The sequence below is a fragment of the Roseateles sp. genome, assembly GCF_965262435.1.
Lineage (GTDB): Bacteria > Pseudomonadota > Gammaproteobacteria > Burkholderiales > Burkholderiaceae_C > Paucibacter_A.
The window spans coordinates 2353530-2376231 of sequence record NZ_OZ253537.1 but is presented as its reverse complement, the minus strand read 5'-3'; the positions used below and the strand labels follow the sequence as shown (position 1 = coordinate 2376231).

The 22702-nt window shown below is 65.8% G+C and carries 20 protein-coding genes; 10 read left to right on the top strand and 10 right to left on the bottom strand.

Going from position 1 to position 22702, the window contains the following annotated elements; genetic code table 11:
- Position 1: 1 nt before the first annotated feature.
- The 4 genes from ACQY39_RS10240 (at position 2) to ACQY39_RS10225 (ending at position 4289) form a co-directional block, all read left to right on the top strand.
- A complete protein-coding gene (locus ACQY39_RS10240) occupies positions 2-895 on the top strand; it encodes a glycoside hydrolase family 16 protein (RefSeq protein WP_428505875.1) in 894 nt (297 codons plus the stop codon).
- Positions 896-1044: 149 nt separating this feature from the next.
- Positions 1045-2016, top strand: a complete 972-nt coding sequence (locus ACQY39_RS10235) for a family 1 glycosylhydrolase (protein WP_428505873.1) — start codon at positions 1045-1047, stop codon at positions 2014-2016.
- Positions 2013-3056 carry an ABC transporter ATP-binding protein gene (locus ACQY39_RS10230; RefSeq protein WP_428505870.1) on the top strand — a complete coding sequence of 348 codons (1044 nt, stop codon included), beginning with the start codon at positions 2013-2015 and terminating at the stop codon, positions 3054-3056. The genes ACQY39_RS10235 and ACQY39_RS10230 overlap by 4 nt, the downstream gene beginning before the upstream one ends.
- Before the next feature lie 114 nt (positions 3057-3170).
- Positions 3171-4289, top strand: a complete 1119-nt coding sequence (locus ACQY39_RS10225) for an ABC transporter substrate-binding protein (protein ID WP_428505868.1) — start codon at positions 3171-3173, stop codon at positions 4287-4289.
- A gap of 40 nt (positions 4290-4329) precedes the next feature.
- Here the strand turns inward: ACQY39_RS10225 and clsB are convergent, their stop codons facing one another.
- The 10 genes from clsB to ACQY39_RS10175 all read right to left on the bottom strand — a co-directional run bounded on the left by clsB (position 4330) and on the right by ACQY39_RS10175 (position 14870).
- Positions 4330-5667, bottom strand: a complete 1338-nt coding sequence (gene clsB, locus ACQY39_RS10220) for a cardiolipin synthase ClsB (protein WP_428505866.1) — start codon at positions 5665-5667, stop codon at positions 4330-4332.
- A complete protein-coding gene (locus ACQY39_RS10215) occupies positions 5664-6482 on the bottom strand; it encodes an endonuclease/exonuclease/phosphatase family protein (protein ID WP_428505863.1) in 819 nt (272 codons plus the stop codon). Before ACQY39_RS10215 ends, clsB begins: the two co-directional genes overlap by 4 nt.
- Positions 6479-6967: a dihydroneopterin triphosphate diphosphatase gene (gene nudB, locus ACQY39_RS10210; protein WP_428505861.1), complete on the bottom strand. Its 489-nt coding sequence runs from the start codon at positions 6965-6967 to the stop codon at positions 6479-6481. The genes ACQY39_RS10215 and nudB overlap by 4 nt, the downstream gene beginning before the upstream one ends.
- Positions 6968-7186: 219 nt before the next feature.
- Positions 7187-8002 carry a CsgG/HfaB family protein gene (locus tag ACQY39_RS10205; RefSeq protein WP_428505859.1) on the bottom strand — a complete coding sequence of 272 codons (816 nt, stop codon included), beginning with the start codon at positions 8000-8002 and terminating at the stop codon, positions 7187-7189.
- 83 nt (positions 8003-8085) lie between these two features.
- Positions 8086-9891 carry an aspartate--tRNA ligase gene (gene aspS, locus ACQY39_RS10200; RefSeq protein ID WP_428505856.1) on the bottom strand — a complete coding sequence of 602 codons (1806 nt, stop codon included), beginning with the start codon at positions 9889-9891 and terminating at the stop codon, positions 8086-8088.
- A 139-nt stretch (positions 9892-10030) separates the two neighbouring features.
- The gene (locus ACQY39_RS10195; protein ID WP_428505854.1) at positions 10031-10687 is read right to left on the bottom strand and encodes a DUF502 domain-containing protein; all 657 of its coding nucleotides are present in this window, start codon (positions 10685-10687) and stop codon (positions 10031-10033) included.
- Positions 10688-10757: 70 nt separating this feature from the next.
- The gene (locus tag ACQY39_RS10190; RefSeq protein ID WP_428505852.1) at positions 10758-11096 is read right to left on the bottom strand and encodes an FmdB family zinc ribbon protein; all 339 of its coding nucleotides are present in this window, start codon (positions 11094-11096) and stop codon (positions 10758-10760) included.
- Positions 11097-11149: 53 nt separating this feature from the next.
- Complete coding sequence (locus ACQY39_RS10185; protein WP_428505849.1) at positions 11150-12625, bottom strand: sodium:solute symporter family protein; 1476 nt, start codon at positions 12623-12625, stop codon at positions 11150-11152.
- A gap of 164 nt (positions 12626-12789) precedes the next feature.
- Complete coding sequence (gene ubiB / locus ACQY39_RS10180; RefSeq protein ID WP_428505846.1) at positions 12790-14349, bottom strand: ubiquinone biosynthesis regulatory protein kinase UbiB; 1560 nt, start codon at positions 14347-14349, stop codon at positions 12790-12792.
- Positions 14346-14870, bottom strand: a complete 525-nt coding sequence (locus ACQY39_RS10175; RefSeq protein WP_428505844.1) for a hypothetical protein — start codon at positions 14868-14870, stop codon at positions 14346-14348. The genes ubiB and ACQY39_RS10175 overlap by 4 nt, the downstream gene beginning before the upstream one ends.
- Before the next feature lie 190 nt (positions 14871-15060).
- On the opposite strand from ACQY39_RS10175, the gene ACQY39_RS10170 reads away from it, so the two are divergent.
- The 6 genes from ACQY39_RS10170 (at position 15061) to rfbB (ending at position 22701) form a co-directional block, all read left to right on the top strand.
- The gene (locus ACQY39_RS10170) at positions 15061-16449 is read left to right on the top strand and encodes an undecaprenyl-phosphate glucose phosphotransferase (protein WP_428505842.1); all 1389 of its coding nucleotides are present in this window, start codon (positions 15061-15063) and stop codon (positions 16447-16449) included.
- A gap of 92 nt (positions 16450-16541) precedes the next feature.
- On the top strand, positions 16542-17789 hold the full coding sequence (locus ACQY39_RS10165) for a hypothetical protein (RefSeq protein ID WP_428505840.1): 1248 nt from the start codon (positions 16542-16544) through the stop codon (positions 17787-17789).
- A gap of 11 nt (positions 17790-17800) precedes the next feature.
- Positions 17801-18823, top strand: coding sequence for a UDP-glucose 4-epimerase GalE (gene galE / locus ACQY39_RS10160; RefSeq protein ID WP_428505838.1), 1023 nt, complete (start codon positions 17801-17803; stop codon positions 18821-18823).
- 14 nt (positions 18824-18837) lie between these two features.
- On the top strand, positions 18838-20277 hold the full coding sequence (locus tag ACQY39_RS10155) for a mannose-1-phosphate guanylyltransferase/mannose-6-phosphate isomerase (RefSeq protein ID WP_428505836.1): 1440 nt from the start codon (positions 18838-18840) through the stop codon (positions 20275-20277).
- Positions 20278-20329: 52 nt separating this feature from the next.
- Positions 20330-21610 (top strand): nucleotide sugar dehydrogenase, encoded by a 1281-nt coding sequence (locus ACQY39_RS10150; protein WP_428505834.1) that lies wholly within the window; start codon positions 20330-20332, stop codon positions 21608-21610.
- A 32-nt stretch (positions 21611-21642) separates the two neighbouring features.
- Entirely contained in the window at positions 21643-22701 is a 1059-nt protein-coding gene (gene rfbB / locus ACQY39_RS10145) for a dTDP-glucose 4,6-dehydratase (RefSeq protein ID WP_428505832.1), read from the top strand.
- Position 22702 lies beyond the last annotated feature (1 nt).

Here is a 22702-nt window from a genome sequence, read left to right as displayed (position 1 = left end):
CATGAAGCACCACGCCCTGCACCCCACCCGGCCTCTGATGGTAGCCCTGGCCTCGCTGCTGGTCGCCTGCGGCGGCGGTGGCGCGACAGCCGCGCCCTCCCCTGCGCCTGCGCCGGCGCCCGCCCCCGCTCCAGCGCCGTCAAACCGCTGGACCCTGGTCTGGTCCGATGAGTTCGAAGGCGCCGCCGGCACCCTGCCCAATGCCAAGCATTGGAACTACGACCTCGGCAACAAGGAAAGCAATGGCTGGGGCAACCACGAGCTGCAGTACTACACCGCCGCCGCCCGCAACGCCGCACTCGACGGCCAAGGCCATCTGCTGCTGCGGGCCGAGAAGCAAGCCAACGCCGGCCCCTGCTGGAACGACAAGCCCTGCGAGTACAGCTCGGGCCGCCTGCGCAGCGACGGCAAGGTCAGCTTCAGCTACGGCAAGCTGGAAGCGCGCATCAAGATTCCCGGCGGCCCCGGCATCTGGCCGGCCTTCTGGACCCTGGGCGAGGACAAGCTGCCCTGGCCCGCAGCCGGCGAAATCGATGTGCTGGAGAACATCGGCAAGGAGCCCAACAACGTCTACGGCACCGTCCATGGTCCCGGTTACTCCGGCGCCCAGGGCATTGGCAAGAAGTACAGCGCCGCGCAGCCGATTTCCCAGGATTTCCATGTCTTCACCCTGATCAAACGCCCGCAAGAGCTGGTCTGGCTGATTGACGGCGTCGAGTACCACCGCCTCACGCCCGCCGGCCTGCCCGCCGGCGCGCCTTGGGTGTTCGAGCGCGCCTTCTTCGTCATCCTCAATCTCGCCGTCGGCGGCGACTGGCCCGGCAACCCCGATGCCAGCACGCCCTTCCCGGCCGAGATGCAGGTCGACTGGGTACGCATCTACAAAGAGGACTGAAGCGTGAACGTTTTTCTACTGCGCGGCCGCCATGCGTCGTTGGCCCTCGCTCCGGAATCCTCACGTACATCACAGTACGTTCCGGTTCCTGCGCTCCGTCCGCCTAGCCTGACGGCCGCTCGCGACGAAAAACAAGCACCTAACAGATCATGCTGCGCATGCTGAGCCACGACTTCACGCCCGTCCTCACGCACGGCGGCGTGTCCGCGCGCGCTGCCGGCCAGGGCCAGGAGCCGGAAGGCACAGCCTGCCATTTCGACATCGACTGGTCACGCATCTTCCCCAAGGGCGTGGGTGCCCGCGCCGATGCCGCCAGCTTGGGCGAGGTCTCGCGACAGGTCGACCGCATGCTGGCGCAAGGCCTTCAGCCCTGGGCCACCCTGCACCAAGGTCAGCTGCCGCCCGCCCTGCTGGAGCAAGGTGGCTGGTTGAAACGCTCGACCATCGGCGCCTTTGCCGACTTCGCCCGCCTGATGGGCGAACAGCTGGGTGACCGGGTGCGGCACTGGATCACGCACGACGACCCAGGCCACGCATCACTGGACTTGAACACTGGGTCGAGTGGCGGCTCACGAGCACTGCACCGCGCCTTGCAGATCAGCCACCATCGCCTGATCAGCCATGGGGAAGCACTGCGTGCCCTGCGCAGCGCGGCCCCGGGCGCGCAGGTCGGCCTCGTCCTGAGCTTGCAGGCGATTCGGCCGGCCAGCCACCGAGCCGCCGACCTGGCCACGGCCCTGCGCCAAGACGGCCTGCGCAACCGCTGGTGGCTGGACCCGCTGTTCGGCCGCGGCTACCCCGGCGATGTGCTGCAAGCCTTGGGCGTGGATGCGCCCACCGTGCTGCCCGGCGATCTGCGCAGCATGGCCAGCCCCTGCGACTTTCTCGCCATCCGGCCCCAGCGCCACGAACAGCAGGCCTCATATGGACCTGAACCCGAAGTCGACGCGGCCCGCATCCTCGAGCTGCTGGAGCGCGTGCACCACGATTACACGCCGCCAGCGCTCTATCTGATCAGCCCCGAGGCCTCGGCCCCAAACCCAGCGCGGACCTCGGCTCGCCTCATGCCCAGCGGCCCCTCGCCGCACTCCTTCCCTCGCACCGAAAGGGTCTCGTTTTGAGCCGCGTCTGCATCCAAGGCCTCAACATCCGCTTCGGCGGACACGAGGTCATCCGCCACCTCGACCTCGACGTCCAGTCCGGCGAGTTCCTGGTTCTGCTGGGCCCCTCGGGCTGCGGCAAATCGACCCTGCTGCACAGCATTGCCGGCCTCAACCCCATCAGCGGTGGCCGCATTCTGATCGGCGACAAGGACATGAGCCAGGCCGAGCCCAGCGCCCGCGGCGTGGGCATGGTGTTTCAAAGTTATGCGCTCTACCCGCATATGAGCGTGCATGACAACCTGGCCTTCCCGCTCAAGATGGCCGGCCTGCCCAAGCCCGAGATCGAAGCCCGGGTGAAGCGCGCCGCCGCCATGCTGCAGCTGGACACGCTGCTGGAGCGCCGCCCGGCCCAGCTCTCCGGCGGCCAGCGCCAGCGCGTGGCCATCGGCCGCGCCGTGGTGCGCGAGGCCAGCGTGCTGCTGCTGGACGAGCCGCTGTCCAACCTCGACGCCAAGCTGCGCACCGAGCTGCGCCGCGAGCTCAAGCAGCTGCATGCGCGCCTGGGCAACACCATGATTTACGTGACCCACGACCAGGTGGAGGCCATGACCCTGGCCACACGCATCGTTGTGATGCACGAGGGCGCGATCCAGCAGATCGGCACACCGGCCGAGGTCTACGAGCGGCCGCGCACCTTGCGCGTGGCCAGCTTCGTCGGCTCGCCGACGATCAACCGCCTCGCCGGTCAGCTGAGCGGTGGCCAATTCCAGACCGGTGCGCTGCAGCTGGCCGGCCCGACCGCCGCCAGCGCCGGCCCGCTGACCTTGGGCGTGCGGCCCGAGGACGTGGTGCTGGGCGCCGGCCAGCCTTTCGAGGGCCAGGTCGAGCTGATCGAGCCGCTGGGCAGCCAGCATTTGCTCTGGCTGCGCAGTGGCGAGCACCTGATCTGCGCCGTGCTGCCGGGCCAGCCCGCACTGCAGGCCGGCGATCGCCAGCACTTTGGTTTCGACGCGCGCCACCTGCATTGGTTCGACGCCCAGGGCTTGCGCGTGGATTAGCACCGGTCGGAACCGGGGGGCGAATGCTCTGGGCGGCGGCGGGGTGGCAGGCCCGCTGCAAAGAGACGGACAATCGCGCGTCCAAGCTTTCGCGCCACCTGCCCTGGTCCCGCCATGCCCTGTCTCTTGCGAACGGCCCTGCTGGCCTGCTGCACCGCTCTGAGCACCTTGCTGGCGGCGCCCGTGCAAGCACAGACGGTCAGCTTCATCAACCCGGGCCATGCGGATGAAGCCTACTGGCGCAGCGCCAGTCAGGCCATGGAAGCCGCGGCGCGCAGCCTGGGCATGAAGCTGGAGGTGCTGTACGCCGAACGCCAGCCTGAGCGCGCTCTGGCCCTGTGCCGTGAGCTGGCGGCGCGGCCGCGCGAGCAACGCCCCGACTATGTGATCCTCAGCAACGACAAAGGTGTGCTGGTGGAGTGCGCCCAGAATCTGGCCGCCGCCCGCATCAAGAGCTTTGCGGCGTTCTCGGGCCTGCTGCCCCAGGAGCTGAAACGCTGGAGCCCACGGAGCGGCTTGCCTTTGTTGATGGGCAGTCTGGAACCTCGGGCCCAGGACGCCGGCTACCTCAGTGCCAAAGCCCTGATCGAACAAGGCCTGGCGCGTCAGATGCACGGCAGCGATGGCCGCCTGCATCTGCTCGCCATCGCCGGGGACCGTTCCACGCCCAGCTCCATCCAGCGCAACCAGGGCCTGCGCCAGGCCCTGGCCGAGCACCCGACGGTGGAGCTGGACGCTCAGACTTTCGCCGACTGGCGCCGCGACCAGGCACGCGAACGCATGCAAGGCCAGCTGCAACGCGGCCATGCACCCCAACTGGTCTGGGCGGGCAACGACCTGATGGCCTTTGGTGCCATGGACGCCGCCGAAGCCCGCGGTCTGGTCCCAGGCCGGGACCTGCTGTTCTCGGCCATCAACACCTCGGACGAGGCCATGCAGGCGCTGATCACCGGCCGCCTCAGCAGCCTGGCGGGCGGCCATTTCCTGACCGGCGCCTTTGCCATGGTGCTGCTGCACGATCTGTACCGTGGCCGGGATTTCGCCGACGAAGGCCTGGTGCTCGAACGCCCCATGTTCATGCGCTTTGACAGCGCCGCGGCCCAGCGATTTCTGGCCCGGCCCAGCCTGACCGAGCTCGACTTCCGCCGCTTCAGCAAGCTGCACAACCCGCGCCTGCGTCGCTACAACTTCGGCCCGCAAGGCTTGCTGGACGGTAGCGCTGCTGCGCCATGAGATAAGCACCAGCGATTCAGTATCGCCCCGGCAGGGCGATCTAGTATCGCCCTGCCGCTCCCGCCACGCGCAGATAGACGTAGGCGGCCCAGGCCACCAGGGCCCGCCGCAGCACCGCACGCAGACCCTGGCCGACCTGATGCTCGAGGTCCACCTGATGCGAGCACTGCAAAGCCTGCTCAAACTCGGCCGCCACCGCACGTGAGAAATCAGCATCACGGACGATCACATTGGCTTCCAGATTGAGCAGCAGGGACAGGGGGTCGATGTTGGAACTGCCCACGGTTGCCCAGCTCTCGTCCACCACGGCCACCTTGGCGTGCAGAAAAGCTGGCGTGTACTCGTAGATTTCCACGCCATGACCGAGCAGCTCGGTGTAGAGCGCCTGAGCCGCCATGCCGGCGAGCAGATAGTCCACCTTGCCCTGCAAGAGCAGGCGCACCCGCACACCGCGCCGGGCGGCGTCACGCAGGGCACGGCGGAAGGCGTGGCCGGGGTAGAAGTAGGGCGTGACCAGATCCACCCGTGTCGAGGCCGAGCGGATGGCGTCGATGTAGGCGCGCTCGATGGTGCGGCGCTGGCGCAGGTTGTCGCGCAGAACGAAGGCCGCGCACACGGGGGGCAGGTCTTGCCCTCGCAAGACATCGTCGGCACCGGCACGCTGACGCCTGCGCAACCAGTGGGCGCGCGGCATGCGCAGGCCCTGCACCAGACGGCGCAAGCGCGAGAGTGGTTCGCGGCTGCGCACCAGGGCGCGCAGCTCCTCACCGAAGTCACGACCCAGCCAGGCGCGCGTCCAAACGGCGCGCGCCGCCTGCTCCATGGGCAGCACGGCCGGGCCGGTCAACGCCACCGCGAAATCCAGGCGCGGCTGCTCGGTGGCGCCATGATTGAGATCCATGCGGTCGCCGATGACATTGATGCCACCGACAAAGCCTTGCTCACCATCGACCACGCAGAGCTTCTGGTGCAAACGCCGCAGCTGCCCGGGCTGCAGCCAGCTGTACCAGCGATCGATGGGCCGGAACACGGCCAGGGCCACGCCGCTGCCCTCGAACTGCGCGTTCAGCCAGTCCAGCGAGGCCTTGCTGCCGAATCCGTCGACCACCACCCGCACCCGCACCTGACGCGCGGCCGCCGCACGCAAGGCCGCGGCCAACTCATGCCCGGCCTCGTCGTGATGAAAGATGTAAGTGGCCAGCCAGACCTCACGCCGGGCCGAGGCAATGGCCTCAGCCTGCATGGGGAACAAGGCATCGCCGCCGCGCAGCAGTTGGAGCTGGTTGCCGCCGCTGAACTCCGGGCTGGGCTGGGCGTGCCAGGACAGCAAGGACTCATGCTCGGTGCCGACATCGTCGGCCTGGGCCGCCCCGCTCACACCCGCTCCAGCTCCAGCTCGGCCAGCAAAGGCAGGTGGTCGGACATGCGCGCCCAGACCGGGCCCTTGGGCACCTGCATGTTCACGCAGCAAAGGCCACGCGTGTAGATGCGGTCGAGCGAAAAGAAGGGCAGGCGCGAGGGAAAGGTGGCATAGCGCGAACGCCCATGGGGCGCCACGGCCCGCTGCAGGCCGCGCTCGCGCATCGGTGCGTCCAGACGTTCGCCCCAGTCATTGAAGTCACCGGCGACCAGCAGCACCGCGTCGGCCGGCACATGGTGCTCGATGAACTCCGCCAGACGTTGCACCTGGCGCACGCGGCCGCTGTGCATCAGGCCCAGATGCGCCACCACGGTGTGGATCTCCTGGCCCTGCCACTGCACCGGCACATGGAGCAGACCGCGCTGCTCGAAGCGGTGGTCGGAGACATCGTGATGGCCGATGTCGCCGAGCGGAAAACGCGAGAGCAAGGCATTGCCATGCTCGCCATGCTTGGTCACGGCATTGGTGCGGTAGGCGACCTCATAGCCATCGGGCGCCAGGAACTCGGCCTGCCCTTGATCGGGCCAGCCGAACCAGGTGCGCTGGAACTGCTTGGCTTCCTGGTGGTGGAAACGGCGCACCTCCTGCAGGAACACCAGGTCGGCATCGAGGGCGGCCACGCCCAAGCCCAGGTTGTGGATCTCCAGGCGCTTTTGCGGGCCCATGCCGCGCACGCCTTTGTGGATGTTGTAGGTGGCCACACGCAGGCGCGGCGGCGCACTGGCGGCCGCACTGTCGTGTTGGACCGAATTGCTGAAGGCATTGCCCTTCATGCCGGCATCACCACAAAGTGCGGCAGCTGCAGCACCGCCTCGGCATTGGAGGGCGAGAAGCACAGATCGGCCGCCTCGCGCAGCGGCAGCCAGCGGTACTGCAGATGCTCGCGCGGGGCCAGGCGCACGGCCGTGCCGGCCGGCACGGTCAGGCCGAAGACATGCTCGGTGTTGCGCGTCACGCCGGGCGCATAACGGTGGCGCCAGACGGGGTAAATCTCGTACTCATTGGCCAGACCCCAGTCGCGCAACTGGCCCTGGCTGGCCTCGATGCCGGTTTCTTCCTGGACCTCGCGGCGGGCGGTCTCGGCAATCGGCTCGTCCAGTGCGTCCTTGGAGCCGGTCACGCATTGCCAGAAACCGGGCCGGTCGGCCCGCTCCAGCATCAACACCTGCAGATCGGGCGTGTGGATGACCACCAGCACCGATTCCGGGATCTTGTAGGGCCGCGTCGCAAGGGGTTCAGCTGGGGTCATCGCACTCATGGCCGAAGCATAGCCCAGGGCCTTTCCTCTGCAGATGACGAGGGCCATGCCTGGCATGACCCCACGGCCAGGTGCTCAGAGCTTGAAAATTTTTGTAGCGAGCGGCTGTCAGGCTAGGCGGACGGAGCACAGGAACCGGAACGTACTTCCTGTACGTGAGGATTCCGAGCACCGGACCAACGACGCATGGCAGTCGCGCAGTAAAAAATTTACGAGCTCTCAGCCCTTGTTGGATTTGGTCGGCACCGGCGGCGGCAGGTCCTTGGCCGCCAGCTCGCGCACCTGCACGACCAGCTTGTTGTGAGCGTCGAGAAAGGCCGCGGCGATCACCTTGCCTTCATTGGTATTGGCCCAGCCGGCGCCACCGGCGCCGCCAAGCTTGCCGACTACCAGGCCGCCCATGCCGAGGTCGGTGACGCGCACCGAACCAGTGGCGGCGGCGATCTGCTCGGTGGTTTCGTTGTCGGTCAGCAGCAGAGCCACCTGGGCTTCCTTGAGCTTGACCTGCTCGGCCGCGGCGACGAATTTGTTCAGCACCGGAATCTGCGCCATCAGGCCGCCAACTTCGCGGCCGGCATTCTGCTCGCTGAAGCTCAGGCTGGGCGTCAGGCTGTACTGGGCCTCATAGCCCTTGCCCTTGTGCACCGTGCTGCCCTGCTGGCGCAGGATGCCGGCGTCCTTGAGCTCCTGCTCCTTGATGGTGGCTTTGAGGCCAGCGGCGCGGTCCACCACGCGGAAGCAGCCGCTTTGCTGGGCCAGCAGGCGGATCAGCGGCACGGGCGAGCTGGGCAGGTTGTAGCTGCTGGCGACGGTGTAGCCGCTGGGGTTCTCGACCAGGGCCAGGGTGGCCACCGGCGCCTCGCACTTCATCAGCTCGCGGCTGGCCTTGTGGGCGCCGGCCGCACCGGCCGAGCCGGTGATCTCCGAGCTGCCCTCACCCAGGGTGGCGCCCTGCTTGCCGCAGGCGGCCAGGGTGAGAGTCAGCGCCAGCAGGGACAGCGCGGCGGGGCTTCGACGTGTCTTCGAGAGGAACATCCGGTAGCACTCCCTACGTTTGGTAACAGGCCATGAAAAAGGGCAGCCGAAGCTGCCCTGGTGTGATGCAAATGAGGAGCGCATCAAGCGCCGCTGGCGCCCGACACCGCCGCGGCATTGCGCAGGCGGATGTGCAGCTCGCGCAGCTGCTTGTCGTCGACATTGCTCGGTGCGCCGGTCAGCAGGCACTGGGCGCGCTGGGTCTTGGGGAAGGCAATCACGTCGCGGATCGATTCGGCCTTGGTCATCATGGTGACGATGCGGTCCAGACCGAAAGCCAGGCCGCCGTGCGGCGGGGCGCCGTACTGCAGCGCGTCCAGCAGGAAGCCGAACTTGACCTGTGCGTCTTCCTTGCTGATCTTGAGCGCGTCGAAGACCTTGCTCTGCACCTCGGCACGGTGGATACGGATGGAGCCGCCACCGAGCTCCCAGCCGTTCAGCACCATGTCATAGGCCTTGGCGATACAGGCCGCCGGGTCGGTGACCATCAGGTCCTCATGGCCGTCCTTGGGCGCGGTGAAGGGGTGGTGCACGGCCGCCCAGCGGTCGTTCTCTTCGTCGTGCTCGAACATCGGGAAGTCGACCACCCACAGCGGTGCCCAGACATCGTTGAACAAGCCGTTGGCCTTGCCGAACTCGCTGTGGCCCACCTTCAGGCGCAGGGCACCGATGGCGTCGTTGACCACCTTGGCCTTGTCGGCGCCGAAGAAGATCAGGTCGCCGTCCTGCGCGCCGGTGCGCGACAGGATGTCGGCCACCGCCTGGTCGTGCAGGTTCTTGACGATGGGCGACTGCAGACCTTCGCGACCCTTGGCCACTTCATTGACCTTGATCCAGGCCAGTCCCTTGGCGCCGTAGATCTTGACGAACTCGGTGTAGCTGTCGATCTCGCCGCGGCTGATCGAAGCGCCACCGGGCACGCGCAGGGCGACGACACGGCCGCCCTTGGTGGTGGCAGGGGTCGAGAAGACCTTGAAGTCGACATCGCCCATGACATCGGTCAGCTCCGTGAACTGCAGCTTGACGCGCAGATCGGGCTTGTCCGAGCCGTAGAGGTGCATGGCGTCCGCGTACTTCATGACCGGGTACTCGCCCAGGTCCACGTTCAGCGCCTTCTGGAAGACGTGGCGGATCATGCCTTCGAACATCGAGCGAATCTCTTCCTCGGTGAGGAAGGAGGTCTCGATATCGATCTGGGTGAACTCAGGCTGGCGGTCGGCGCGCAGGTCTTCGTCGCGGAAGCACTTGGTGATCTGGTAGTAGCGGTCGAAACCGGCCACCATCAGCAGCTGCTTGAACAGCTGAGGGCTCTGCGGCAGCGCGAAGAACATGCCGTCGTGCACGCGGCTGGGCACCAGGTAGTCACGCGCACCTTCGGGCGTGCTCTTGGTCAGCATCGGGGTTTCGATGTCGACAAAACCGCGCTCGTCCAGGAACTTGCGCACTTCCATGGCCACGCGGTAGCGCAGCATCAGGTTGTTCTGCATATAGGGGCGACGCAGGTCCAGCACGCGATGGGTCAGGCGCGTGGTCTCGGACAGGTTCTCGTCGTCCATCTGGAACGGGGGCGTCACCGAGGGGTTCAGCACTTCCAGGCTGTGGCACAGCACTTCGATCTTGCCGCTGGTCAGGTTGGCGTTCTCGGTGCCGGCCGGGCGCAAGCGCACCAGGCCGACGATCTTCAGGCAGAACTCATTGCGCACATCGGAGGCGATGGCGAACATCTCGGGGCGGTCCGGGTCGCAGACGACTTGCACCAGGCCTTCGCGGTCGCGCAGGTCGATGAAGATCACGCCGCCATGGTCGCGGCGGCGATGGGCCCAGCCCATCAAGGTGACGGTCTGACCCTGCAGGGTCTCGGTGACTTGGCCGGCGTAACAGGTTCTCATTGCAGATTCACTCCAAAATTTCTTTGATTCGGGGCGGCGCCAATAAACAGGGCGCGGCCGCGGGGGCATTCAGTTCAAGGCTGAGCGGCGCTGAGGGGCTGCATCCAAAGCCCTCAGGGTTGAGCGCGTGCCGGGGCGCTCAACCCGGCTGATTTCGGGCCGAGCCCTCGTCAGCGCTGATCTCGCCTTCCGGCGCCACCACGCCCATGGAGATGATGTGCTTGAGCGCCGCATCCACGCTCATCTTCAGCGGCCGCACGCTGGCGCGCGGCATCATCAGGAAAAAGCCCGAGGTCGGGTTGGGTGTGGTCGGCACATACAGGCTGACATGCTCCTCACCCAGGGCCTCGGCCACCTCGCCGCCCGGCTTGCCGGTGACGAAGGCGATGGTCCAACTGCCCTGGTGCGGGTACTGCACCAGCACGGCTTCGCGGAAGGCGTTGCCGCTGCTGGAGAACAAGGTGTCGGAGACCTGCTTGACCGAGCTGTAGATGCTCTTGACGATGGGAATGTTGGACAGCAGGCGGTCCCACTGGCGCAGCCACCATTGGCCGAAGATATTGGCCACGAACACGCCGGTCAGCAGCATGCCGCCGACCAGGATCACCAGGCCCAGACCCGGCACATGGCGCAGGCCGTCAATGCTGTCGTGCAGCGAGGCCGGCGCCACCGCCAGCAAGGCCGCCAGCATGGAGGCGAACACGCTGTTGATCAGACCCAGCACCCACAGGAGCACCCAGATGGTGATGGCCAGAGGCAGCCAGACCAGCAGGCCAGTGACGATGTACTTTTTCACGGAGGTCCTATTCGGGGGCGCGAGAGGCTTGGGCTGCGGCGTGCGCTGAGACGAGAGGTTCAAGCGCAGCTCAGTGGCAGGCGCAGGAACCGCCGCAGGCCGTCGGGCCCGAGGCACTGCTGCCGCCGCTCTCTCCGGAGCTGCCGGCGCTTTCGCTGGCTGAAGCGGCAGCCGGCGCGCCGGCGACCACGCCGCCTGTTGCGCCAGTGGCAGCAGTGGCGCTGCCGCTGCCCTTGAAATCGGTGGCGTACCAGCCCGAGCCCTTGAGCTGGAAGCCTGCGGCCGTGACTTGTTTCTGGAAGGCCTCGGCGCCGCAATGCGGGCAGGTGCTCAGCGGAGCATCAGACATCTTTTGCAGCACGTCTTTGGCGTGACCGCATTCGGCGCAGCGGTAAGCGTAGATCGGCATGGTCTAAACCGTTGATTCAAAACCGTAAATTATAGGGGGAGCTCAAGACAGGCTCAGGACGAGGCTTCGTCGGGCAGACCGGCCACATGCTGCTTGTGCTCATGCCGATTGCTCAGGACCTGCGGCGCCAGCGAACCCAGCACCATGGCCAGCATGCCGGCCAGCAGCCCGGCCAGTTGGCCCGGGAACAGCTCGCCCCAGAGGCTGACCTGGGGCAGGAAGGCGATCCAGACGCCGATGCCGGCGACCAGGGAGGCGATCGCACCCTGGGTGCTGGCGCGTTTCCAGTAGAGGCCGAAGACAAGGGGCACAAAGGCGCCGACCAGGGTGATCTGGTAGGCCGAGGACACCAGCTCATAGATCGGCGTGCCCTGCATCGCGATCGCATAGGCCAGCACCAGGGCGGCGAAGATGACGATGGTCAGGCGCATCGCGAACAGCTGCTCCTTGTCCTTCATCTCCGGGCGCAGATTCTTCAGGATATTCTCGACAAAGCTGGTCGAGGGTGCCAGCAAGGTGGCCGAGGAGGTGCTCTTGATCGCCGACAGCAGCGCTCCGAAGAAGAGGATCTGCATCAGCAGCGGCATCTTGCTCAGCACAAAGGTCGGCAACAGCTTCTGGTAGTCGTCACGCGCCACGTCCAGCGCCTGCTGGCCCATGACAACGACGGCGCTGGCGACGATGAACATCGGCACGGCGGCGAACAGGATGTAGCTGAGGCCGCCGATCATGGCGCCGTTGCGGGCGGTCTTCTCGTCCTTGGCCGACATCACGCGCTGGAACACGTCCTGCTGCGGGATGCTGCCCAGCATCATCGTCAGCGCCGCGCCGATGAACATGGCCACATCGGTGAAGCTGGGCTCGGGCAGGAAGCGGAACAGGTTCTCGCTCTGCGCCATGGCGAAGACCTTGTCGGCGCCGCCGGCCAGGTCGGCCGAGAACACCGCGATCACCGACAGGCCCACCACCAGCACGATCATCTGGATGAAATCGGTCCAGGCCACCGCCAGGAAACCGCCCACCACCACATAGATCAGCACCGCCAGGGTGCCGACAATCATGCCGGCGGTCTCGCTCATCGCGCCCTGGGTCAGCACCGAGAAGACCAGGCCCAGCGCGGTGATCTGCGCCGCCACCCAGCCCAGATAGCTGAGGATGATGGCGCTGGAGCAGAAGACCTCGACGCCCTTGCCATAGCGCTGGCGGTAGAAGTCACCGATGGTCAGCAGGTTCTGGCGGTAGAGCTTGGTGGCGAAGAACAGGCCGACCAGGATCAGGCAGGTGCCGGCGCCGAACGGGTCCTCGACGATGGCGCCGAGCCCGCCGGTGACGAATTTGGCCGGAATGCCCATCACCGTCTCTGCCCCGAACCAGGTGGCGAAGGTGGTGGTGATGACCATGATCAGCGGCAAGCTGCGCCCGGCGATGGCGAAATCGCTGGTGTTCTTGATGCGGGTGCCGGCCCAGACGCCCAGCGCCAGAGTTCCCAGCAAATAGAGCACGACGAAAACGATCAGCGTGGTGTTCATGTCGGAGGCCGCGCAGCGCGGCAAGGGCGAGAGTTGAACGGAAAAAGCGAGGGCGGCAGGCCCGAACGGCAGGGTCGCCGGCGGCAAGCCGCGCGCATTATGCGGCGAGGCCGGGCCCGCGGTAGCGCGAGCCCGGCCTCAGGCCACAGAATTAGATGCGGCGCTCAGATCAGCGGTGGCCAGCGCATCCAGACCTGGGTGGCCAGCAGGCCCAAGGTGAAGCCGACCGCGCCATACAGCAAGGCCTGCAGCAAACGGTTGGTGCGGTGCTGCTCACGCAACAAGGCTTCGAGTGCGCGCGAATCGGGCGCTGCGGCCTGGCGCTTGAGGGCGTCATGGAGCAGGCGCGGCAATTCGGGGAAGAGCTGGGCGTAGCGCGGCGCTTCCTTCTTGACCTGGTTGATCAGGGCGCGCCAGCCGACCTGCTCGTTCATCCAGCGTTCCAGGAAGGGCTTGGCCGTGGCCCAGAGATCGAGCTCGGGGTCGAGCTGGCGCCCCAGGCCCTCGACATTGAGCAAGGTCTTCTGCAGCAACACCAGCTGGGGCTGGATCTCAACATTGAAGCGGCGGGAAGTCTGGAACAGGCGCATCAGCACCTGACCCAGGGAGATGTCCTTGAGCGGTCGGTCGAAATGCGGTTCGCAAACAGCGCGCACCGCGCCTTCGAGCTCATCAACCCGGGTGTCGGCCGGCACCCAGCCCGAGGCGATGTGCAACTCGGCCACGCGCTTGTAGTCGCGCTGGAAGAAGGCGATGAAGTTCTGCGCCAGGTACTCTTTGTCGACCTCGGTCAGGGTACCGATGATGCCGAAGTCAAGCGCCACATAACGACCGAACGTGGCGGGATCCAGGCTGACCTGGATATTGCCCGGGTGCATGTCGGCGTGGAAGAAACCATCGCGGAAGACCTGGGTGAAGAAGATGGTGACACCGTCGCGCGCCAGTTTGGGGATGTCGATGCCTGCCGCCTTGAGCCTGTCGAGCTGCGAGATCGGCACGCCCTTCATGCGCTCCATCACGATGACCTCGGTGCTGCACATGTCCCAATGCATCTCGGGCACCATGATCAAGTCCAGGCCAGCCATATTGCGGCGCAGCTGCGCGGCATTGGCGGCCTCGCGTACCAGGTCGAGTTCGTCGTGCAGATAGGTGTCGAACTCGGCGACCACCTCGCGCGGCTTGAGCCGTCGGCCGTCGGCCGAGAGGCGTTCGATCCAGCCCGCCAGGGTGCGCAGCAGAGCCATATCGTCGTCGATGGTGTCCAGCATGCCCGGCCGCAGGACCTTGACCGCGACCTCGCGGCCGTCCTTCAAGGTGGCGAAATGGACTTGCGCGATCGACGCGCTGGCCACAGGCTCGGCATCGAAGCTGCCGAACAACTGTTCCACCGACTTGCCGAAGGCCTTCTCGACCAAGGCGCGCGACTCGGCGGCCGGAAACGGCGGCACATCGTCCTGCAGCTTGGACAACTCCAGAACGATGTCCTCGGGCACCAGATCACGCCGGGTCGACAAGACCTGGCCGAACTTGACGAAGATCGGGCCCAGATGCTCAAGCGCGAGACGCAGGCGCACCCCGCGCGGTTGCTGCCAGCTGCGGCCCAAGGAGATGGTGCGACGCAGCAGCTGAAAACGTCGGCGACGCAGGCCCGACAGGGCCAGATCATCCAGGCCGAAGCGAAGAATCGTCCAGACGATGACGAACAGCCGGGCGAAGTACCTCATGCGCTGCCGCGACCCGCCGCAGCCATGGCGCCACGCGCACCAGCGGCCAGGCCACCCAAGGCCGTGGCAATGGCACGGCCCCAGCGCGCCAGCTGGTGTGCCGCCACCGGCCCCAACAAGGCCGCCAGATCATCCTCAATGTCCCAGCGCAGGTTCTCGATCAACCAGTTCATGGCGCCGGCAAACGCGGCGTCGCCCTGCACCGACACCTGGGGTTTCTGCCCAGTGAAGGACGCCAGAGCCAGCAGTGCGGGATTGCTGGCGTCAATGTCGATGCGCAGCGCGCCTTCGGGCGCCTGCTCCAAACGCTCGAACAAGCCCGCCGGTGTGACGCCCAGGGCCAAATCGGGAGCCTGGGGCAAGAGGGTCGGCCAGTTCTGCAGGTGCAGCAGCACGGATTGCCCGGCAAATGGCTGCAAGCGCGCCATCGCCAGCGCTTCGCGGCTGATGACATGATTGAGCAACAAGATCATGCGATCCTGCGCGGCCGGTGCAAACATGGAGGTCCATTCTTCAAGCATGGCGCGGATTGTAGGGAGTGCGGCCGTGACTCTGGTTTCTAGGGGGAAGCGGGGAATAGGCAGCGCACGGAACTGAGAGAGAATGCCCGAGATTTTTTGCCTCTCAGGTAGGGGCGCTCGGGCATGTCGAGAGTCAGCAAGACCCAAGAAACAAAAACAAAGTCGCCCGGCACCAAGGAGTTCAGAAGCGATGTTTGAGGATAGAAGTTACAAAAGAACGTTTTACAGCGCGCCCCAGTCCATCGAGTCCTTCATCGCCGCCTTTCTGGAACCCGGCCTGGTGGTGCTGTGCTACCTGGCGGTGAATTTCCACTTCGGCGAACCGGTGGTGCGCTCAGACCTGACCCTGTGCCTGCTGGTCTTCGCGCTGACCTTTCCAGGACGCAACCGCTTCGCCGACACCACCATCAGCGCGGCCATCGACGTCATCGGCTCTTGGTGCGCCCTGCTCTTCATCCTCGGCCTGTGCGGCTATGCGACCAACAGCATGGGCTATTTCGACGACTCGGTCCTGCTCTGGTGGGTGGTCCTGACCCCGCTGCTGCAGATCCTGGCCATCAAATGCGGCGAACTGCTGCGGCGCCGTCGGGTGCGTGCCAGCCGGCGCGCGGCCGTCATCGTCGGGGCCGGCCCCCTGGGTGCCAAGGTGGCCCGCGCCTTGCGCGTGGGGCCCGACAAGGGCATCGACTTCCTGGGCTTCTTCGACGACCGCCACGACGACCGCCTGCATCCCGAGGCCAACACCAAGATGCTGGGCATGCTCAACCAGCTCAGCGACTACGTGCGCCAGCACGGCGTACGCGAGGTCTACATCACCCTGCCCCTGGGCTCGCAGCCGCGCATTGTGCAGTTGCTGGAGCAGATCCAGGGCACGACGGCCAGCCTGTTCTTCGTGCCGGATGTGTTCGGCATCAGCATCATCCAAGGCCGCCTGCAAGATATGAGCGGCGTTCCCGTGGTTGGCATCTGCGAGACCCCCTTCACCGGCACCAATGAGCTGATCAAGCGCGTCAGCGACATCGTGCTGGCCTGCCTGATCCTGATCCTGATCTCGCCCATCCTGCTCGCCGTGGCCGTGGGCGTGAAGCTGAGTTCGCCGGGCCCGGTCATCTTCAAGCAGCGCCGCAACGGCCTCGACGGCGAAGAAATCCTGGTCTACAAGTTCCGCTCCATGCGGGTCATGGACAACGGTGCGGTGGTCAAGCAGGCCACCAAGGACGACCCGCGCATCACCAAGTTCGGCGCCTTCATCCGCCGCACCTCGCTCGACGAGTTGCCGCAGTTCGTCAATGTGCTGCAAGGCCAGATGAGCATCGTCGGCCCGCGGCCTCATGCCGTGGCCCACAACGAGGAGTATCGCCAGCTGATCAAGGCCTATATGGTCCGCCACAAGGTCAAGCCGGGCATCACCGGCTGGGCCCAGGTCAACGGCCTGCGTGGCGAAACCGACACGATCGACAAGATGAAAGCGCGGGTCGAATACGATCTGGAATATCTGCGCAACTGGTCGCTGGCCCTGGACCTGCAGATCATTCTGCGCACGGCCCGCCTGATGCTGTTCGACCGCCACGCCTATTGAGGCGCAAGGTCGCTCCAAAGAAACACCGCCGCACCGACCCCTGCCCTCAATTCGAGGCGGCGCCGGTGGCGACCACCCAAGGATTCTTGCTCATGCTTCCGCCCAGGCCACGTGCTCCCGCCCCCCTCGCCCTGATCACCCTGTTCGGTTCCGCCTTGCTGGCCAACACCTTCAGCGCGCCGGCACATGCTGAGGCCAACCCCTACTATGTTGGCGCCGCACTGAACCTCAGCCATGTCTCCAACATCTACCGGCAGAACAGCAACGCCAACAACGACACGGTGAGCACCGCCAGCCTGCTGGCCGGCCTGGACCAGCGCTTCGGTCGCCAGCGTCTGTTCGCGGATGCCTCCCTGCAAGCCAACCGTTATCAGAGCAACAGCGGCCTGAACAATCGCGGCTACACCTTGAAGGCGGGGCTGGACTGGGCCACCGTGGAGCGCCTGTCTGGCAGCCTCAGCGTCAACAACAGCCGCTCGCTGGCCAACTACAACATCGGCAGCGGTGTGACGCCCATCTTCAAAAAGAATATCGAGGACAACAAGCAGTTGGACCTTGTCGCTCGCCTGGGCCTGGCCACCAAGATCTCGATGGAAGCGCAAGGAGGCTTGCGCAGCCGGCGCTTCACGGCGCAAGAGTACGCACGCCTGGAGTTCGATCAGAAGCGAGCCTCCCTGGGTCTGTTCTACCGCCCCAGCAGCGACCTGTCGGTCGGCCTGGCCGGGCGCCTGACGCGCGATGAATACCCGCGCTACAACCTCGTCAACCCGATCACCGGCAGCTACACCGCCAGCGTTTTCGAACGCAAGGACCTGGACCTCACCAGCCGCATCGTCCTGAGCGGGGCCAGCACGGTGGAGGGTCGGCTCAGCAGCGGGCGGTCCAAGGTCAAATCGGGTCAAGGCCGGGACTTCTCCGGCATCACCGGTCGCGTCAGCTGGCTCTGGCAGCCCACGGCACGCTGGAACCTGAGCAGCTCGATCAGCCGCGACACCGGCCTGGAGACCTCCTTCTTCAATTTCGGCGGCAACAGCCTCAGTTCGGACCAGAACCGCATCAGCACCGCTGCGCAGTTCTCGGCCAATTACGAGCTGAGCGCCAAACTAACCCTGAATGCGGGCTTTAGCACCAGCAAGACCGACCGCCGCGACGAGTTTCTGAACCAGCAGAGCAGCAGCTACGACCGCGACAAGAGCTTGAATCTGGGTGCGCGCTGGGCTTACTCACGCGGCATCCAGCTGGGCTGCCAGTACAGCAAGAGCTCACGCGACAGCAGCATCTCGGTGTACGTCTTTGATGCCGACAGCTACGGCTGCTACGGCCAGATCATCCTGAACTGAAACGCGAGCCCATGGCCGACACCATCCTCCTGACCGGCGCCGCCGGCTATATCGCCTCCCACACCTGGCTGGCCCTGCAAGCGGCCGGCTACCGCGTCGTGGGCGTGGACAACTTCTGCAACAGCTCGCCCGAAGTCTTGAAGCGCCTGGCCACGCTCAGCGGCCAGACACCGGTGTTCGAGCAGGCCGATGTCTGCGACCCGGCGGCCATGGCCGCGGTGTTCGCACGCCACCGGCCGCAGGCGGTGGTCCACTTTGCCGCCTTCAAAGCGGTCGGCGAGTCGACCCAGCAGCCTCTGGCCTATTACCGCAACAACCTGGGCGGCCTGGTCAACACCTGCGAGCAGATGCGGGCCCATGGCTGCTCGCGCATCGTCTTCAGCAGCAGCGCCACGGTTTACGGTGTGCCCGAGCACTTGCCGTTGCGCGAGGACGCCGCGCTCTCGGCCGTCAACCCCTACGGCGCGACCAAGCTGATGGGTGAGACGATTCTGCGCGACCTGGGCGCAGCTGACGCGAACTGGCAGACCGCCTGCCTGCGCTATTTCAACCCGGTCGGCGCGCACGAGAGCGGCCTGATTGGTGAGGACCCACGCGGCACCCCAAACAATCTGATGCCTTATGTGGCCCAGGTCGCGATCGGCCGCCGGCCCAGGCTGCAGGTCTTCGGCAATGACTACGACACGCCGGACGGCACCGGGGTGCGCGACTACATCCATGTGCTGGACCTGGCCGATGGCCATGTGGCCGCCCTGCGCTTCCTCTTGGCCGGCCGCGAGTCCATCACCGTCAACCTTGGCACCGGTCAAGGCTATAGCGTGCTGGACCTGGTCAAGGCCTATGAATCGGCCAGCGGCCGACCGGTGCCCTTTGACATCGTGCCGCGCCGCGCAGGCGACGTGGCCGCCTGCTATGCCGACCCGACGCTGGCCCGCGAACGCCTGGGCTGGCAGGCTCGGCATGACCTGGCCCGCATGTGCGCGGACAGCTGGCATTGGCAGCACCTGAACCCCAACGGCTTTCAGCCGTCCTGAGAACTGCACAGACCATGACACGCATTCCCGTTCAACCCGTCATCATGGCCGGCGGCAGCGGCACCCGGCTCTGGCCCCTGTCCCGCGCCGGTTACCCCAAGCAATTCCTGGTGCTGGCCGGCAACACCAGTTTGTTCCAGCAGGCGGCCGCTCGCTTGGGCGCGCTGGCCGCTGCCGACCTGGAGATGCAAGCCCCCCTGATCGTCGGCAATGAGGAGCACCGCTTCCTGATCCTGGACCAGTTGCGCGAAACCGAACAGGAACCCGGGGCCGTGCTGCTTGAGCCCATGGGCCGCAACACCGCACCGGCCCTGACACTGGCGGCCCTGCAGGCCTTGCAAAATGGACAGGATCCGGTGCTGGTGGTGACCCCGGCCGACCAGACCGTGACCGAGGCACAGGCCTTCACACGTTCCCTGCAGGACGCCGTACGCCAGGCGGCCGATGGTGCCATCGTCATCCTGGGCATCAACCCCGACCGCCCCGAGACCGGTTACGGTTACATCCGGGCCGAGGCGGACGCCACCGGCCTGGCGGTGGCTCAGTTTGTTGAGAAACCCGATGCGGCCACGGCCGAGCGCTACTTGGCCGACGGGAATTTCTACTGGAACAGCGGCATGTTCGTCTTGCGCGCCAGCGTCTGGCTGCAAGCCTTGGGGCGTTTTCGGCCCGATATCGCCGCCGCCACGCAGACCGCCTGGGAGGCCCGCAAGACCGACGCCAAGTTCGTGCGCCCCGGCAAGGCCGAATTCGCCGCCGTGCCCAGCGAGTCGGTGGACTATGCGGTGATGGAACGTTGCCCCGGCAGCGACATCCCCTTGCGCATGCTGGCCCTGGACGCAGGCTGGAACGACCTGGGCGCCTGGGAAGCGGTCTGGCAGGTGGCCGACAAGGACGCCAACGGCAATGCCTGGCAGGGTGACGCCATCATCAGCGACAGCCACAACACCCTGGTCCATGCCACCAGCCGCTTGGTCAGCGTGGTCGGGCTCAGCGATATCGTGGTGGTGGAGACGCCGGACGCGGTGCTGGTCAGTGACCGCGCGCGCAGCCAGGAAGTGAAGAAGATCGTCGCCCGCCTGGACGCCGAGAAGCGCGGCGAGCAAACCCTGCACCGCAAGGTCCATCGCCCCTGGGGCTGGTACGACAGCATCGACTCGGGCGAGCGCTTTCAGGTCAAGCGCATCATGGTCAAGCCCGGCGCCTCGCTGAGCCTGCAGATGCACCACCATCGCGCCGAACACTGGATCGTGGTCTCCGGCACAGCGGAAATCACCAATGGTGACAAGGTCTTGCTGCTGAGCGAGAACCAGAGCACCTACATCCCGCTGGGCCAGACGCACCGTCTGGCCAACCCCGGCCGGGTGCCGCTGGAAATCATTGAGGTACAGTCCGGCGCCTATTTGGGCGAGGATGACATCGTCCGCTTCGAAGACACCTACGGCCGTCAGTGACGGGCCAGCTTCTGCAACTGCAATATTTCATCCCTCTTTCCAAGTATTCATCATGAGCATCATTGCCGTCGTCGGATTGGGTTATGTGGGCTTGCCCCTGGTCGTGGAATTCGGCAAGCACAGCCGCACCATCGGTTTCGACATTGCCAAAGACAAAGTCGCCAAATGCCAGGCCGGCACCGACCCCTCGCGTGAGCTCGACGACGCCGACATGGCTTTGGCCGTGCACGCTGAATACAGCCACGACCCAGCCTGCCTGGCCGAAGCCGATGTCATCATCGTTGCCGTGCCCACGCCGGTGGACGAGGCCCACATCCCCGACTTCAAGCCCCTGATCGGTTCCAGCACCAGCGTCGGCCGCCATATGAAAAAAGGCGCCATCGTCGTGTACGAGAGCACGGTCTACCCGGGCGCCACGGAAGAGGTCTGCATCCCGGTGCTGGAGCGTGAGTCGGGCCTGAAGTGGAAGCAGGATTTCTTCGTCGGCTACAGCCCCGAGCGCATCAACCCGGGCGACAAAGAGCACACGCTGACCAAGATCCTGAAGATCGTTTCCGGCGACACCCCCGCCACCCTGGACACCGTCGCCAAGGTCTACGAGCGCATCATCAAGCCGGGCGTGCACCGCGCAGCCAGCATCAAGGTGGCCGAGGCGGCCAAGGTGATCGAGAACACCCAGCGCGACCTGAACATCGCGCTGATGAACGAGCTGTCCATCATCTTCGACAAGATCGGCATCGACACCTCCGAGGTGCTGGAAGCCGCAGGCACCAAGTGGAACTTCCTGAAGTTCAAGCCGGGCCTGGTCGGCGGCCACTGCATCGGCGTCGACCCCTACTACCTGACCCACAAGGCCGACATGCTGGGCTACCACCCGCAGGTCATCCTGGCCGGCCGCCGCATCAATGACGGCATGGGCAAGTTCATCGCTGAGCAGACCATCAAGCAGATGATCGCCAGCGGCAGCGCCATCAAGGGCGCCAAGGTCAATGTGCTGGGCCTGACCTTCAAGGAAGACTGCGCCGACCTGCGCAACTCCAAAGTCATCGACATCATCCGCGAGCTGCAGAGCTACGGCGTGGACGTGATCGTCACCGACCCGGATGCCGATGTCGAAGAGGCCGTGCACGAATACGGTGTGCGCCCGGTCAGCTGGGCCGAGTTGCCGCGTGCCGACGCCATCGTCGCGGCCGTGGCGCACAAGAGCTACAAGCAGCTGAGTGTGGCCGACCTGACAGCCAAGCTGATTCCAGGCGGTGCCTTCATCGACGTCAAGGCCTCGTTCGACCAGACATCCTTGGAAGCGGCTGGATTGCGCGTCTGGCGCCTTTGAAGCTTGATCTCGCGCAGTAGAAGGAGCAAGCCATGACCATCCTCGTCACCGGCGGCGCCGGTTTCATCGGCAGCAATTTCGTGCTCGACTGGCTGGCCCAGAGCGACGAGGCCGTCGTCAACCTCGATCTGCTGAGCTATGCCGGCAATCTGGAAAACCTGGCCAGCCTGCAGGGTGACGCGCGCCATGTCTTTGTGCAGGGCGACATCTGCGACCGCGCCTTGGTTGATCGGCTGCTGGCCGAACGCCGACCGCGCGCGCTGGTCCATTTCGCGGCCGAAAGCCATGTCGACCGCTCGATCAGTGGCCCCGGTGCCTTCATGCGCACCAATATCGAGGGCACCTACACCTTGCTGGAGGCCAGCCGCCAGTACTGGTCCGGCCTCGATGACGCGGCCAAAGCGGCATTCCGCTTTCACCATGTCTCGACCGATGAGGTCTATGGTTCGCTGGCGCCCCAGGACCCGGCTTTCGCCGAGACCAAGACCTACGAGCCCAACAGCCCCTACTCGGCCAGCAAGGCTGCCAGCGACCATCTGGTGCGCGCCTGGCACCACACCTACGGCCTGCCGGTGCTGACCACCAACTGCAGCAACAACTACGGCCCCTATCACTTCCCCGAGAAGCTGATCCCGCTGATGATCGTCAACGCCCTGGCCGCCAAGCCACTGCCGGTTTACGGCGACGGTCAGCAGATCCGCGACTGGCTCTATGTCACCGACCATGCTGCGGCCATTCGCGCCGTGCTGGCCGGCGGCCGACTGGGCGAGACCTACAACATCGGCGGCTGGAACGAGATGGCGAACATCGACATCGTCAAAACCGTCTGCGCCCTGCTGGACGAGCTGCGCCCGGATCCGGCCGGCCCATACAGCCGCCTGATCACCTACGTCAAGGACCGCCCCGGCCACGATCGGCGTTATGCCATCGACGCTCGCAAGATCGAACGCGAGTTGGGCTGGCGTCCGGCAGAGACCTTTGCCAGCGGCATTCGCAAGACGGTGCAGTGGTACCTTGACCACCCGGAATGGATCGCACGAGTGCAAAGCGGCGCCTATCGAGACTGGGTCTCGCAGCAGTACGGAGCCTGAA

Bases quoted from the DNA above. Each gene is read 5' to 3' on its own strand.
- ACQY39_RS10185 (WP_428505849.1), bottom strand. From the start codon at position 12,625: ATGAACACCACGCTGATCGTTTTCGTCGTGCTCTATTTGCTGGGAACT.
- ACQY39_RS10150 (WP_428505834.1), top strand. From the start codon at position 20,330: ATGAGCATCATTGCCGTCGTCGGATTGGGTTATGTGGGCTTGCCCCTG.
- ubiB (WP_428505846.1), bottom strand. From the start codon at position 14,349: ATGAGGTACTTCGCCCGGCTGTTCGTCATCGTCTGGACGATTCTTCGC.
- aspS (WP_428505856.1), bottom strand. From the start codon at position 9,891: ATGAGAACCTGTTACGCCGGCCAAGTCACCGAGACCCTGCAGGGTCAG.
- ACQY39_RS10175 (WP_428505844.1), bottom strand. From the start codon at position 14,870: ATGCTTGAAGAATGGACCTCCATGTTTGCACCGGCCGCGCAGGATCGC.
- ACQY39_RS10225 (WP_428505868.1), top strand. From the start codon at position 3,171: ATGCCCTGTCTCTTGCGAACGGCCCTGCTGGCCTGCTGCACCGCTCTG.
- ACQY39_RS10190 (WP_428505852.1), bottom strand. From the start codon at position 11,096: ATGCCGATCTACGCTTACCGCTGCGCCGAATGCGGTCACGCCAAAGAC.
- ACQY39_RS10165 (WP_428505840.1), top strand. From the start codon at position 16,542: ATGCTTCCGCCCAGGCCACGTGCTCCCGCCCCCCTCGCCCTGATCACC.
- ACQY39_RS10215 (WP_428505863.1), bottom strand. From the start codon at position 6,482: ATGAAGGGCAATGCCTTCAGCAATTCGGTCCAACACGACAGTGCGGCC.
- nudB (WP_428505861.1), bottom strand. From the start codon at position 6,967: ATGAGTGCGATGACCCCAGCTGAACCCCTTGCGACGCGGCCCTACAAG.
- ACQY39_RS10235 (WP_428505873.1), top strand. From the start codon at position 1,045: ATGCTGCGCATGCTGAGCCACGACTTCACGCCCGTCCTCACGCACGGC.
- ACQY39_RS10205 (WP_428505859.1), bottom strand. From the start codon at position 8,002: ATGTTCCTCTCGAAGACACGTCGAAGCCCCGCCGCGCTGTCCCTGCTG.
- ACQY39_RS10240 (WP_428505875.1), top strand. From the start codon at position 2: ATGAAGCACCACGCCCTGCACCCCACCCGGCCTCTGATGGTAGCCCTG.
- ACQY39_RS10170 (WP_428505842.1), top strand. From the start codon at position 15,061: ATGTTTGAGGATAGAAGTTACAAAAGAACGTTTTACAGCGCGCCCCAG.
- ACQY39_RS10155 (WP_428505836.1), top strand. From the start codon at position 18,838: ATGACACGCATTCCCGTTCAACCCGTCATCATGGCCGGCGGCAGCGGC.
- galE (WP_428505838.1), top strand. From the start codon at position 17,801: ATGGCCGACACCATCCTCCTGACCGGCGCCGCCGGCTATATCGCCTCC.
- rfbB (WP_428505832.1), top strand. From the start codon at position 21,643: ATGACCATCCTCGTCACCGGCGGCGCCGGTTTCATCGGCAGCAATTTC.